Source organism: Pseudomonas sp. BN417, assembly GCF_029871205.1.
Taxonomy (GTDB): Bacteria; Pseudomonadota; Gammaproteobacteria; order Pseudomonadales; family Pseudomonadaceae; genus Metapseudomonas.
The window spans coordinates 18,238-30,831 of the sequence record NZ_SSOJ01000107.1; the positions used below are offsets into that span (position 1 = coordinate 18,238).

12 protein-coding genes and 1 pseudogene are annotated in these 12,594 nt (G+C 65.9%); 7 read left to right on the forward strand and 6 right to left on the reverse strand.

Annotated elements, in window-relative coordinates:
- Nucleotides 1-18: 18 nt before the first annotated feature.
- From E8F11_RS13170 to rarD, 4 genes are all read left to right on the forward strand, one after another.
- Nucleotides 19-747 (forward strand): ComF family protein, encoded by a 729-nt coding sequence (locus E8F11_RS13170; protein ID WP_280289260.1) that lies wholly within the window; start codon nt 19-21, stop codon nt 745-747.
- Nucleotides 748-813: 66 nt separating this feature from the next.
- Nucleotides 814-1,578, forward strand: coding sequence for a TOBE domain-containing protein (locus E8F11_RS13175; protein WP_280289261.1), 765 nt, complete (start codon nt 814-816; stop codon nt 1,576-1,578).
- A 66-nt stretch (nt 1,579-1,644) separates the two neighbouring features.
- Nucleotides 1,645-2,619 (forward strand): serine/threonine protein kinase, encoded by a 975-nt coding sequence (locus E8F11_RS13180; RefSeq protein ID WP_280289262.1) that lies wholly within the window; start codon nt 1,645-1,647, stop codon nt 2,617-2,619.
- A 278-nt stretch (nt 2,620-2,897) separates the two neighbouring features.
- Nucleotides 2,898-3,785 (forward strand): EamA family transporter RarD, encoded by an 888-nt coding sequence (rarD, locus tag E8F11_RS13185; RefSeq protein ID WP_280289263.1) that lies wholly within the window; start codon nt 2,898-2,900, stop codon nt 3,783-3,785.
- Between the two features lie 116 nt (nt 3,786-3,901).
- On the opposite strand, the gene E8F11_RS13190 is transcribed toward rarD, so the two are convergent.
- Together E8F11_RS13190 and E8F11_RS13195 are read right to left on the reverse strand one after the other, a co-directional pair.
- Nucleotides 3,902-4,420 carry a glycine cleavage system protein R gene (locus E8F11_RS13190; RefSeq protein ID WP_280289264.1) on the reverse strand — a complete coding sequence of 173 codons (519 nt, stop codon included), beginning with the start codon at nt 4,418-4,420 and terminating at the stop codon, nt 3,902-3,904.
- A gap of 35 nt (nt 4,421-4,455) precedes the next feature.
- Nucleotides 4,456-4,902 (reverse strand): GNAT family N-acetyltransferase, encoded by a 447-nt coding sequence (locus tag E8F11_RS13195; protein WP_280289265.1) that lies wholly within the window; start codon nt 4,900-4,902, stop codon nt 4,456-4,458.
- 317 nt (nt 4,903-5,219) lie between these two features.
- Here E8F11_RS13195 and E8F11_RS13200 point away from each other — a divergent pair, with 317 nt between their 5' ends.
- The gene (locus E8F11_RS13200; protein WP_280289266.1) at nt 5,220-7,397 is read left to right on the forward strand and encodes a malate synthase G; all 2,178 of its coding nucleotides are present in this window, start codon (nt 5,220-5,222) and stop codon (nt 7,395-7,397) included.
- Between the two features lie 117 nt (nt 7,398-7,514).
- Here E8F11_RS13200 and E8F11_RS13205 read toward each other — a convergent pair whose 3' ends face one another.
- The 4 genes and pseudogenes from E8F11_RS13205 to E8F11_RS13220 form a co-directional block, all read right to left on the reverse strand.
- Complete coding sequence (locus tag E8F11_RS13205; RefSeq protein ID WP_280289267.1) at nt 7,515-8,084, reverse strand: TetR/AcrR family transcriptional regulator; 570 nt, start codon at nt 8,082-8,084, stop codon at nt 7,515-7,517.
- A gap of 63 nt (nt 8,085-8,147) precedes the next feature.
- Nucleotides 8,148-8,558 carry a PaaI family thioesterase gene (locus tag E8F11_RS13210; RefSeq protein ID WP_280289298.1) on the reverse strand — a complete coding sequence of 137 codons (411 nt, stop codon included), beginning with the start codon at nt 8,556-8,558 and terminating at the stop codon, nt 8,148-8,150.
- Nucleotides 8,555-8,986 carry a PaaI family thioesterase gene (locus tag E8F11_RS13215; protein WP_280289268.1) on the reverse strand — a complete coding sequence of 144 codons (432 nt, stop codon included), beginning with the start codon at nt 8,984-8,986 and terminating at the stop codon, nt 8,555-8,557. The genes E8F11_RS13210 and E8F11_RS13215 overlap by 4 nt, the downstream gene beginning before the upstream one ends.
- A 281-nt stretch (nt 8,987-9,267) precedes the next feature.
- A pseudogene (locus E8F11_RS13220) lies at nt 9,268-9,708 on the reverse strand (response regulator); the annotation flags it as partial.
- Nucleotides 9,709-9,950: 242 nt separating this feature from the next.
- Between E8F11_RS13220 and E8F11_RS13225 the strand changes: the two are divergent.
- The gene (locus E8F11_RS13225; RefSeq protein ID WP_280289269.1) at nt 9,951-11,885 is read left to right on the forward strand and encodes a putative nucleotidyltransferase substrate binding domain-containing protein; all 1,935 of its coding nucleotides are present in this window, start codon (nt 9,951-9,953) and stop codon (nt 11,883-11,885) included.
- Nucleotides 11,882-12,586, forward strand: coding sequence for a 3'-5' exonuclease (locus E8F11_RS13230; protein WP_280289270.1), 705 nt, complete (start codon nt 11,882-11,884; stop codon nt 12,584-12,586). Before E8F11_RS13225 ends, E8F11_RS13230 begins: the two co-directional genes overlap by 4 nt.
- Nucleotides 12,587-12,594: the final 8 nt, after the last annotated feature.

The window sequence follows — 12,594 nt, forward strand, 5'->3', positions numbered from 1 at the left end:
CGTCCCAGGGAGGGGACCATGCATCCATTGCTCGCGCGGCTGCGGCCGGCCTGGCTTCGCCACACATCCACCTGCCTGCTCTGCCATGGCCCCGGCAGCGACCTGCCCATCTGCACCGGCTGCGAGGCCGAACTGCCCTGGCTCGGCGGCTGCTGCGCCATTTGCGCCCTGCCCCTGCAGACCCATGGCCTGCCCTGTGGCGCCTGCCTGAAACGGCCTCCGCCCTTTGCAAAGGTCGAGGCACCCTGGCGCTACGCCTTCCCCGTGGACAGCCTGATCACCCGCTTCAAGCACCAGGGCCGCTGGCCCCTCGGCCGCCTGCTTGGGGAACTGCTCGCCCGCCACCTCGACCATGCCTTCAGTGAAGGCCTGCCACGCCCCCACGCGCTGCTGCCGGTGCCCCTGGCCGCACCGCGGCTGCGCCTGCGCGGTTTCAACCAGGCGCAGATGCTGGCGCGCTGGCTGCGCGATGAACTGCAGATCCCGTTGCAGGCCGACTGGTTGCAGCGGGTCGAGGACGGCCCGTCCCAGCAGGGCCTGGATGCCGCTGCCCGGCGCCGCAACCTGCGCCGCGCCTTCGCCCTGGATGAACGGGCCGAGGTGCGCGGCCTGCACCTGGCCCTGGTGGACGATGTACTCACCACCGGCACCACCGCCCACTTCCTCGCCCGCTTGCTGAAGCGCGCCGGCGCGGCGCGGGTGGACGTCTACTGCCTGGCGCGCACGCCCAGTCCCGGCGACAGCTGAAGGCTTGACGTGCCGGACAGGCGGGCGCAGCCTGCGCGCCAGACACCCTGACGGACCCGCCAGCCCATGAGCCTGTCCAGCGCCCTCACCCAACAACTCACCCGCCGCCCGCAGCGCCTGGCGCTGCTGGAACAGATCGCCGTGCAAGGCTCCATCACCCGCGCGGCCAAGGCCGCGGGCCTCAGCTACAAGGCCGCCTGGGACGCCATCGACGAACTGAACAACCTCGCCGAACGCCCCCTGGTGGAGCGCTCGGTGGGTGGCAAGGGCGGTGGCGGCGCGCGGTTGACCACCGAGGGCGAACGCCTGCTGGCGCTCTACAAGCGCCTGGAAAGCCTGCAGGCGCGCCTGCTGCAAAGCGCCGAGAGCGAACAGGACCTGGAGCTGCTCGGCCGCCTGATGCTGCGCACCAGCGCCCGCAACCAACTGAGCGGCCGCGTACTTGGCATCGAAGCCAAGGGCCGCAACGACCTGGTGAGCATCGAGCTGGCCGGCGGCGCACGCCTGCACGCGCAGATCACCCACGACAGCACCGAGAAACTCGAACTGGCCCCGGGCCGCGGCGTGGTGGCCCTGATCAAGGCCGGCTGGCTACGCCTGCAGTCTCTCGCGGAACCGGCGGACGACACGCTGAACCAACTGCAAGGCCGAATCGAGGAAATCCTCGCCGCCGCCGATGGCCCTAGCGAAGTGCGCATCAGCCTGGCCAGCGGCCAGACGCTCTGCGCCCTGGTCGAGCCCGAGCGCCTGGCGCAGCTCGGCCTGAAGGCCGGCGACCCGGTACGCGCACAATTCGCCGCCGGCCAGATACTGCTGGGTACCGCGCTCTGAGCCCAGCCGAGCACACGCTGCGCGGCCAATGGCGATAGACTGGGCGCCTTACTGCCGGAGCCGCCCATGTCTCACCCCTTCGATGACCTCACCCCCGACCTGGTACTGGATGCCGTGGAAGGTATCGGCTACCTCAGCGATGCACGGATACTCGCCCTCAACAGCTACGAGAACCGCGTCTACCAGGTGGGCATCGAGGACGCCGAGCCGCTGATCGCCAAGTTCTACCGGCCCCAGCGCTGGAGCGACGCGGCCATACGTGAAGAGCACGGCTTCAGCGCCGAACTGGCCGAATGCGAGGTGCCGGTGGTGGCGCCGCTGGTGCGCGAAGGCGAAAGCCTGTTCGAACACGCCGGCTTCCGCTTCGCCCTCTTCCCCCGCCGCGGCGGTCGCGCGCCGGAGCCGGGCAACCTGGACCAGCTCTACCGTCTCGGCCAGTTGCTCGGCCGCCTGCACGCGGTGGGCGCCACACGCCCCTTCGAGCATCGCGAAACCCTGGCGGTGGACAACTTCGGCCACCAATCCCTGGCCACCCTGCTGGAAGGCAATTTCATTCCGCGAAGCCTGCTGCCGGCCTACGAGTCGGTGGCCCGCGACCTGCTCAAGCGCCTGGACAAGTTGTTCGCCGAGGTGCGCTACCAGCCGATCCGCCTGCACGGCGATTGCCACCCCGGCAACCTGCTGTGCCGCGACGAGGTCTTCCACATGGTGGACCTGGACGACTGCCGCATGGGCCCGGCGGTGCAGGACCTGTGGATGATGCTGGCCGGCGAGCGCCAGGAACGCCTCGGCCAACTCGCCGAGCTGATGGACGGTTACCAGGAGTTCCATGACTTCGACCCACGCGAACTGCCGCTGATCGAAGGCCTGCGCACCCTGCGCCTGATGCACCACAGCGCCTGGATCGCCCGCCGCTGGGACGACCCGGCCTTCCCGATGCACTTCTCCTGGTTCGGCAGCGAACGCTATTGGGGCGACCAGATCCTGACCCTGCGCGAACAGCTGTCGGCGCTGGACGAAGCGCCGTTGAAGCTGTTCTGAGCGGTCGGATTCTCTCCGCGTTCCCTTGTGGGGGCGAATTCATTCGCTAAGGGCTGCGCAGCAGCCCCAATAACCACCCCGGGCGAACCTGCGGTCCGCTCAGCGATTGAAATCGCCCCCACAAAAGAGTGGAAGGCGCCCTCGCAAGCAGGCGTAAAGCCAGCCTTACGCGTTTCGCTTGCGCAGCCTTGCGGAAAAAACCTGAGCGCACAGACAAGCTCCGCCACCGCCCACTAGAATGTCGCACTACTCGTTAGCTGCCTAAGCAAGGACATTCCATGGCCACCGCCGACCCGCGCCGCGGGTACATCCTGGGGCTCACCGCCTACATCATCTGGGGACTCTTTCCGCTCTATTTCAAAGCCATCCAGAGCGTTCCCGCGCTGGAGATAATCGTCCATCGCGCCCTCTGGTCCGCCCTGTTCGGCGCGCTCCTGCTGCTGGTCTGGAAACACCCCGGCTGGCTGCGCGAGTTGCGCGACAACCCCAAGCGCTTCGGCGTGCTCGCCGCCAGCGGCATGCTGATCGCCGGCAACTGGCTGGTCTACGTCTGGGCGGTGAACAACGGCCGCATGCTGGAGGCGAGCCTCGGCTACTACATCAACCCGCTGGTCAACGTGCTGCTGGGGATGCTGATCCTCGGCGAACGCCTGCGGCGCCTGCAATGGATCGCGGTACTGCTGGCGGCCATCGGCGTGGCGCAGCAGATCTGGCAGGTGGGCGCGCTGCCCTGGGTGTCCCTGACCCTGGCGCTGACCTTCGGTTTCTACGGACTGATCCGCAAGCAGGCACCGGTGAAGGCCCTGCCCGGCCTGGTGGTGGAAACCTGGCTGCTGCTGCCCCTGGCCATCGGCTGGTTGCTGCTCAGCCCGAATGCAGCCTCCAGTCAGGCCGCGTTCTGGAGCACGCCGGAAGCCCTCTGGCTGGTCGCCGCCGGCCCCATCACCCTGGTACCTCTGGTGTGTTTCAACGCCGCGGCGCGCCACCTGCCCTATACCACCCTGGGCTTCCTCCAGTACCTGGCGCCAACCCTGGTGATGCTGCAGGCGATCTTCCTGTTCGACGAGCACTTCGACCCGAGCAAGCTGGTGGCTTTCTCCTTCATCTGGGCGGGCCTGGCCATCTACAGCGTCGACGCCTGGCTCACCCTGCGGCGCAACGCCTGAGCCCCGCCCCAGCGGTGGATCGATGAAGCGCGATCCACCCTACAAGGGCCGGAACCCGGCGTAGGGTGGAAATCCGCGTGGCGGATTTCCACCGTCGGGGGCCATGCAATGACGCCTCACTTCTCCTGATGCAGGTTCAACTCCACCATCAGGTCATCGGCCAGGGTCTCCAGCTTGGCCTGCAGCACGTCCAGTGACAGGGTCAGCGGCACCGCCAGCACCGCCTCGGCGTGGAACAGCGGCTCGCTGCTCATGGGCGCTGGCGCCACCTCGGTGACCAGGCTTTCCAGGTTGACCCCCAGTTCCGTCAGCAGCCGGGTGATGTCGCGGACAATCCCCGGCCTGTCGTTGCCCACCAGGTCCAGCAGGATCGGCTTCCAGGTACAGGCCGGCTCGATGCCGCTCTGTGCCAGCATCACGCGGATGCCATGGGAGCTCAGGCCCTGCAGCCCCTCCACCAGCTCATCGTAGCCCTCGGCCGGCACCGCTACTCGCAAGATTCCGGCGAACTGCCCGGCCATGCGTGACATGCGGCTTTCCAGCCAGTTGCCGCCATGGGCGGCGATGCACTGGGCGATGCGCTCGACCAGCCCGGGCTGATCAGGCGCTATGACCGTTAATACCAGATGATCCACGCTCGACTCCTCATAGTGGCAACCGGCGCCTGGCCTCAGGCCAGGCTCAGCCAGTAGGTGAAGAAGACCTCGTCCCGCACATAGCCAAGCCGCTCATAGAGCGCCTGGCCGGCGAGGTTGGTCTTCGCGGTTTCCAGCTGGATGCCGCAGGCGCCGGTAGTTTCAGCGTGGGCGCGAGCGGCGTTCATCAGGTCTTCGCCCACCCCCTGACGCCGGGCTGCGGGCACTACATAAAGATCGCTCAACAACCAGGCCGGCGCCATCGCCAGCGATGAATGAAAGGGATACAGCTGCACGAAGCCCTGAGCGCTCCCCGCACCATCACGGGCGATCAGCAGGGTCGAATCGCCATGCTGCATGCGCTCTTCGAGAAAGGCGCGAATCTCCGGCAGCGGTCTGGGCACCTCGTAGAAGTCCAGGTAGCCGGCAAACAGGCTGGCGAAGTCGTCGAGGTCTCTGCGGGTGGCAGGGCGAACGGGCATGGTGTGGCTCCGGGCGAGGCTCGACGGAGTATAGGAAATGCCCTGAAAGCTGCGCGAAAAGGCCATCAAACGATGTGCGACGGCCTGTCGCAGTTCATCTGAAAAATAAATCGTGTACATTTTTCAGATTTAGCTGGAACAATACGCCAGTTTTTTGAGAACATTCTGCCCGCCGTCGTGACCGTAAACCAGCTTTTAGTCGCATAACGACGCGACCCCGCTGATTTTCGCGACGGCTTCATGTAGTATGCCGCGCTTCGGACTACAAGAAGGGAGAACCCCTGTCCGAACGGATATTGAGCAGAGTGAGGCAAGCAATGACTGAGCGCGTTCAAGTCGGTGGCCTTCAGGTCGCCAGAGTCCTGTTCGACTTCGTGAACAACGAAGCCATCCCCGGAACCGGCATTGCCGCCGATACGTTCTGGGCCGGTGTGGAAGCCGTCATCAATGACCTGGCTCCGAAGAACAAAGCCCTCCTCGCCAAACGCGATGAATTGCAGGCCAAGATCGACGCCTGGCACCAGGCGCGCGCCGGCCAGGCCCATGACGCCGTGGCCTACAAGGCGTTCCTCCAGGAGATCGGCTACCTGCTGCCGGAACCGGCCGACTTCCAGGCCGCCACCCAGAATGTCGACGAAGAAATCGCCCGCATGGCCGGCCCGCAGCTGGTCGTACCGGTGATGAACGCGCGCTTCGCCCTGAACGCCGCCAACGCCCGCTGGGGTTCGCTCTACGACGCCCTCTACGGCACCGATGCCATCAGCGAAGAAGGTGGCGCCGAGAAAGGCAAGGGCTACAACAAGGTTCGCGGTGACAAGGTGATCGCCTTCGCCCGCGCCTTCCTCGACGAAGCCGCGCCGCTGGAAGGTGCTTCCCACGTCGACGCGGCCGCCTACGTGGTCAAGAACGGCCAGCTCGCCGTGACCCTGAAGAACGGCAGTGAGGTCGGCCTGAAGCAAGCCGCCCAGTTCATCGCCTTCCAGGGCGAGGCCGCCAAGCCTGCCGCCGTGCTGCTGAAGAACAACGGCCTGCACTTCGAAATCCAGATCGACCCGACCAGCCCCATCGGCCAGACTGACGCCGCCGGCGTGAAGGACGTGCTGATGGAGTCCGCGCTGACCACCATCATGGACTGCGAAGACTCGGTCGCCGCGGTCGATGCCGACGACAAGGTCGTGGTCTACCGCAACTGGCTGGGCCTGATGAAGGGCGACCTCGCTGAAGCTGTCAGCAAGGGCGGCCAGACCTTCACCCGCACCATGAACCCGGACCGCGTCTACACCAAGGCCGACGGTGCCGAGCTGACCCTGCACGGCCGCAGCCTGCTGTTCGTGCGCAACGTCGGCCACCTGATGACCAACCCGGCCATCCTCGACGCCGCCGGCAACGAAGTACCGGAAGGCATCCAGGACGGCCTGTTCACCGGCCTGATCGCGCTGCACAACCTGAAGGGCAACACCAGCCGCAAGAACACCCGCACCGGCTCGATGTACATCGTCAAGCCGAAGATGCACGGTCCGGAAGAAGTGGCCTTCGCCACCGAAATCTTCGGCCGCGTGGAAGATGTGCTGGGCCTGCCGCGCAACACCCTGAAGGTTGGCATCATGGACGAGGAGCGCCGTACCACCATCAACCTCAAGGCTTGCATCAAGGCCGCCGCCGAGCGCGTGGTGTTCATCAACACCGGCTTCCTCGACCGCACCGGTGACGAAATCCACACCTCCATGGAAGCTGGCGCCATGGTGCGCAAGGGCGCCATGAAGACCGAGAAGTGGATCGGCGCCTACGAGAACAACAACGTCGACGTCGGCCTGGCCACCGGCCTGCAGGGCAAGGCGCAGATCGGCAAGGGCATGTGGGCCATGCCGGACCTGATGGCCGGGATGCTCGAGCAGAAGATCGGCCACCCGCTGGCGGGCGCCAACACCGCCTGGGTACCCTCGCCGACCGCCGCCACCCTGCACGCGCTGCACTACCACAAGGTCGACGTGTTCGCCCGTCAGGCCGAACTGGCCAAGCGCGCCCCGGCTTCGGTGGACGACATCCTGACCATCCCGCTGGCGTCGAACACCAACTGGAGCGCTGACGAGATTCAGAACGAACTGGACAACAACGCCCAGGGCATCCTCGGCTATGTAGTGCGCTGGATCGACCAGGGCGTCGGCTGCTCCAAAGTACCGGACATCAACGATGTCGGCCTGATGGAAGACCGCGCCACCCTGCGTATCTCCAGCCAGCTGCTGGCCAACTGGCTGCGCCATGGCGTGGTCAGCAAGGAACAGATCGTCGAGAGCCTGGAACGCATGGCCGCCGTGGTCGACCGGCAGAACGCCAGCGACTCGCTGTACCGCCCGATGGCGCCTAACTTCGCCGACAACGTGGCCTTCCAGGCCGCGCTGGAACTGGTGGTGGAAGGCACCGCGCAGCCCAATGGCTACACCGAGCCGGTCCTGCACCGTCGTCGCCGCGAGTTCAAGGCGAAGAACGGCCTCTGAGGCCTGCCCATGAAAAACCGCCCTTCGGGGCGGTTTTTCTTTGCCGGTGCGAATCGCCGGTAGGGTGGGGTTCAGCCCACCATCCCCCTAGTGGAAAGGGGCCAGCTCGAGGTAAAGCTACTGCGGCAACAAGGCCAGTAGCTCCCCCTCTACCAGGTCCAGAGCCTCCAGCGACTGCTGCGCCCTGGCTACTCCCAATGCTCCTTCCAGCGCCGCGATGATCAGCCAGGCCCGGCTGCGCGCCGAGGCGGTGTCCAGGCCATCGGCGCAAAGTGACCGTTCGAAACTCCCCTGCCACTCCTGCAAGGCCCTGCGGCAGCGCAGGTGGACCTGTTGCAGCTCGTCGTCAATGCTCAGGGTCGTGGCGAAAATCGGGCAGGACTCGGCGAAAGCCGAAGCCTCCAGCCAGCCGCGCAAGGTCGCGGTAAAACGAAGCAGGGCATTGCGCGCATGGGGCGCCTTCTCGCCGGCATGCTCGAGGTGCTGCAACACCTCGTCGGCGACGAAATCGATGGCGGCACTGACGATCGCCGATTTGCCGTCCGGAAAGTAATGGTAGAGCGAACCTTTGGGTGTTTCCGAACGGGCAATGATGTCGCCCAGGCCGGTGCCGAAATAGCCTCGGCTTGCCAGCAACGAAGCGGTGGCACGTATTACTCGGTCAGCGGCGTTGGATTTCTTCGGCAAGGCTTCTCTCCATACGGGAACAGCGCGCCGGCTGGCCGGCGCGCGCCAAGGATGCCCCAAGCCTCAGGGAATATGAAACACGGCGCTGGCGCGGGCTACCGGCTGCTCTCCAGTGTCGATAGACGCGCTGGCGAAGGCCAGGCGTTGGCCGATCTTCTGGATGTGCGTGCGCACTTCGAGAAGATCCCCCAGACGGGCCGCACCGCAGAAGTCCAGATTGAGGTTGACCGTCGCCATGGCCAGCGGCGGTTCTCGGGAGTAGGCGGTGGAATAACCAAGGGCAACGTCCGCGAGACTGCAGAGCAATCCGCCATGGGCTGTGCCGCGCTGGTTGCAGTGTTTCTGCTCGACCCGCAAGGCAATGACCATCCCCTCCTGATCATCCTGCCAGTAGTACAACGGTCCGAGCAGATCCAGAAAGGGACTGCTGCGAAACAGCGGCGCATAGCCGCGAGGAAGTATGTCGTCCATCAGCGACCACCCTCGCCGCCAACCTTCGCCACCGTGGCCAATGCCATGGCCACCAGGGTTTCCTTCCCACCCAGCCGGGCGAAGACTTCCGCCAGAACAACCAGCAACCGCCCCGAGGACTTCACCACCCGTCCTTTCGCCAGCAGCCGCTCCCCCACCGCTGGAGCCAGCAGGTTCAGCTTGTATTCGGAAGTCACCACATCGCCCGCCACCGAGGCCGCCGCCCAGGCGCAGGCACTGTCGGCCATGAAACCGACGACAGCACCATGCACGTAGCCGTGATGCTGGTGCATCAGTTCAGGCTTTACGTCGATCTCGAACTCGACGGTACCGCCCCCTATCGAACTGACCTGGGCGCCCATCAGTCGCGCGAACGGGGTGACGCTTATCACGGCTTCTAGCCTTGCCTGCATCTGCTGATCATGTGCCATGGCTGGATTCCTTCTGTTGGCGAAAGTGGTCAAGCCGATCTGATTATATAGACCGGTCTAACTATATTGATCACAAACCAGCCAGAAGCAATGCACTTCGAACACGAATAGGGGCCATGAATGACCGGGTAGTCAGTGACCTGATCGTCGCGCAGGCATAAAAAAACCGCCTTTCCCTGGCGGTTTCTTCAGGCGCTTTTCAGCGCGATAACTTTCGCTTTGGCTTTCGGCTTCTCCGGCCTGGGGCGCACCCGAGGTGGCGGAGGTGGCGCCTTGGGCTGGGGCGGCGTGCCCAGCTCATTGCCTACGAGGTTGGTCAGGCGGCTCATGTCCACAGGTTTGAGGAGGAAGTCCACCACCTTCATGTGCATCGCCTCGATGGCGTCCTGCACGTCGGCGTTGCCGGCAACGATGATGACCGGCAGGCTCGGCCGCGCCGACTGGCGAATCTGGCGCACCAGTTCCAGGCCGCTGCCGCTTTGCATGTGCAGCTCGGTGATCATCAGGCCGATGGAGGGCCGCGCAGCCAGCAGCGCCAGGGCCTGCTCGCCGTTGTCGGCAGTGATGCAGGGAATGCCCTGGGCAACCAGTTCGTCGGCCAGGGCATCGCGCCCGACCTCGTCGTCGTCCACCAGCAGTACGCTGGGCGGCGCGCTGGGTACGCGCATGATTTCCTCAAGCGCTTGCAGCTCAGCCTCACTCAGCAGGTCACCGTAACTCATGGGGTCGTCCTCGATTGGACCTTCCCTAGCAGGCCCACTACCCGCACTTTTTAGCTTTAGCACGGGGCTCGCTGGTCGGATGCGCAAAATGCACGCAAGTTCCCGTGCAGAACGCATTAGCCGCCGAACGGTAGCCTTTCGCTCTTATCCGGCGGTGTTCGTGGTTAGACTTACGTCCAATTTGTGTCGCGCCCGGTCGCGAGCAGCATTGGTCCACTAACAAGAACAAGGCAGGCAGGTCCATGAACAAGGCAGACGCCTTTGCCCAGGCCGGCAAGCAGGCGGTGATGCAGAACATCCACGGCACCATGGAGTTCCTGCAGAAATACCCACCCTTCAACCAGATGGAAAGCGCCCACCTGGCCTTCCTCGTCGAGCACTGCCTGCTGCGCTTCTATGCCGCCGGCGACTCCATCATCAAGCCCCTGGACGGGCCGGTGGAGCACTTCTACATCGTCAAGCAGGGCCGCGTGGTCGGCGAACGGCCGCACTCGGCCCGGCGCGGTACCGAAACCACCTTCGAGATAGCCAGCGGCGAGTGCTTTCCCCTGGCGGCCCTGCTCGGCGAGCGCGCCACCCGCACCGAGCACCTGGCCGGCGAGGACACCTTCTGCCTGCTGTTGGGCAAAGCCGCCTTCGTCAAGCTGTTTGCCCTTTCCAACCCCTTCCGCGACTTCGCCCTGCGCGGGGTCAGCAGCCTGCTCGACCAGGTCAACCAGCAGGTACAGCTGCGCGCGGTGGAAACCCTCGGCGCCCAGTACTCCCTGGATACCCGCCTGAGCGAGCTGGCGGTGCGCCAGCCCATCGCCTGCCTGCCGGAACTGCCCCTGCGCGACGCCGTACGGCTGATGCACGAGCAGCAGGTGGGCAGCATCGTGATAGTCGACTCCAGACAGCGACCGCTGGGAATCTTCACCCTGCGTGACCTGCGCCGGGTGATCGCCGACTCCAGCGCGGACCTGGCCAGGCCCATCGCCGACGTCATGACCCAGACGCCCTTCCACCTGCCGCCCGAGGCCAGTGCCTTCGACGCCGCCCTGGCCATGACCGAGCGGCACATCGCCCACGTTTGCGTGGTCAACGGCGAGCGCCTCTCCGGGGTGGTTTCCGAGCGCGACCTGTTCTCCCTGCAGCGGGTCGACCTGGTGCACCTGGCGCGCACCATCCGCCATGCCGGCCGGGTCGAGACCCTGGCCGCCCTGCGCGGCGAGATCCAGCGCCTGGTAGACAACATGCTCGCCCACGGTGCCAGCTCGACCCAGATCACCCGCATCATCACGCTGCTCAACGACCACACGGTGTGCCGGGTGATCGAACTGACCATCGAGGAAATGGGCGATCCGGGCATTCCCTTCACCTGGCTCTGCTTCGGCAGCGAAGGGCGCTGCGAGCAGACCCTGCACACCGACCAGGACAACGGCATCCTCTTCGAGGCAGCGGACGCCGCTGAGGCTGCGCTCACCCGTGGGCGCCTGCTGCCGCTGGCCGAGCGCATCAACCAGGCGCTGGCGCAGTGCGGCTTCGAGCTGTGCAAGGGCGGCATCATGGCCGGCAACCCGCAGCTCTGCCTGTCGCGCAGCGAGTGGAGCCGCCGGTTCGCCGGCTTCGTCCGCGAGGCCACCCCGGAGAGCCTGCTGGGTTCGAGCATCTACTTCGACCTGCGCGCCGTCTGGGGCCCCCTTGAGGGCTGCGAAGCGCTGCAGCGGGAGTTGCTGGTCCTGGTGGCGGACAACAGCCTGTTCCAGCGCATGCTGGCCGACAACGCCCTGCGCCAGCGCCCGCCGGTGGGCCGCTTCCGCGACTTCGTGGTGGCTCGCAAGGGTGCCGAGAAGGACACCCTCGACCTGAAGATCCAGGGGCTGACCCCCTTCGTCGACGGCGCCAGGCTTCTCGCCCTGGCCCATGGCATCAGCGCCTGCAACACCCTGGAACGCGTGCGCCAGCTGGTGGAACGCGAGGTGGTGGATGCCCAGGACGGCGCCGCCTATGAAGAGGCCTACCATTTCATCCAGCTGACCCGAATGCAGCAGCACCAGCACCAGGCGCGCCAGGGCCTGCCCTACTCCAACCGGCTCGACCCGGATACCCTCAACCACCTGGACCGGCGCATCCTGCGCGAGTCCTTCCGCCAGGCCCAGCGCCTGCAATCCAGCCTGGCGCTACGCTATCAACTATGAACGCTTTCCCCTGGTTCACCCGCCGCACGCCCATAGACCCGGACCTCGCCGACCGCCGCGACCGCCTGCCCGATCCCCAACCCCTGGATGAGCGTCCCCTGCGCGAGCAGCGCTTCGTGGTCCTCGACCTGGAAACCAGTGGCCTGAACATGAGCCGCGACCTGGTGCTGTCCATCGGCGCGGTGAGTATCTTCGATGCCGCCATCGACCTCGGCAGCCAGTTCGAATGCACCCTGCAGCGCGACACCGGCAAGCTCAGCGCCAGCGTGCTGATCCACGGCATAGCCCCGAGCGAACTGGCCGCTGGTGTGGAGCCGGCGGAAGCCCTGCTGGGCTTCATGGAGTTCCTCGGCGACAGCCCGCTGCTGGCCTTCCACGCCACCTTCGACCAGCGCATGCTCGGCCGCGCCCTCAAGCACGACCTCGACCACCGCCTGCGCCACACTTTCCTCGACATCGCCGAGCTGGCGCCCATGCTCTGCCCAGAGGCCGGTATCCGTAACGGCGGTCTGGACGACTGGATCGAGCACTTCGGCCTGCAGGTGCAGCAGCGCCACAACGCCAGCGCCGACGCCCTGGTCACCGCCGAGATCGCCCTGATCCTGTTCAGCCGAGCCCGCCGCCAGGGATTGGAAAGCCCCGCCGCACTGGCATCCGCCCTGGCCCGCTGGCAACGCCGCCAGCACGCCCCCGCCCTCTGAACCTGACT

What these genes read in the sequence shown, in the direction of transcription:
- E8F11_RS13195 (WP_280289265.1), bottom strand. Translation starts at nt 4,902, where the DNA reads ATGCCCGTTCGCCCTGCCACCCGCAGAGACCTCGACGACTTCGCCAGC.
- E8F11_RS13180 (WP_280289262.1), top strand. Translation starts at nt 1,645, where the DNA reads ATGTCTCACCCCTTCGATGACCTCACCCCCGACCTGGTACTGGATGCC.
- E8F11_RS13200 (WP_280289266.1), top strand. Translation starts at nt 5,220, where the DNA reads ATGACTGAGCGCGTTCAAGTCGGTGGCCTTCAGGTCGCCAGAGTCCTG.
- E8F11_RS13230 (WP_280289270.1), top strand. Translation starts at nt 11,882, where the DNA reads ATGAACGCTTTCCCCTGGTTCACCCGCCGCACGCCCATAGACCCGGAC.
- rarD (WP_280289263.1), top strand. Translation starts at nt 2,898, where the DNA reads ATGGCCACCGCCGACCCGCGCCGCGGGTACATCCTGGGGCTCACCGCC.
- E8F11_RS13170 (WP_280289260.1), top strand. Translation starts at nt 19, where the DNA reads ATGCATCCATTGCTCGCGCGGCTGCGGCCGGCCTGGCTTCGCCACACA.
- E8F11_RS13175 (WP_280289261.1), top strand. Translation starts at nt 814, where the DNA reads ATGAGCCTGTCCAGCGCCCTCACCCAACAACTCACCCGCCGCCCGCAG.
- E8F11_RS13215 (WP_280289268.1), bottom strand. Translation starts at nt 8,986, where the DNA reads ATGGCACATGATCAGCAGATGCAGGCAAGGCTAGAAGCCGTGATAAGC.
- E8F11_RS13225 (WP_280289269.1), top strand. Translation starts at nt 9,951, where the DNA reads ATGAACAAGGCAGACGCCTTTGCCCAGGCCGGCAAGCAGGCGGTGATG.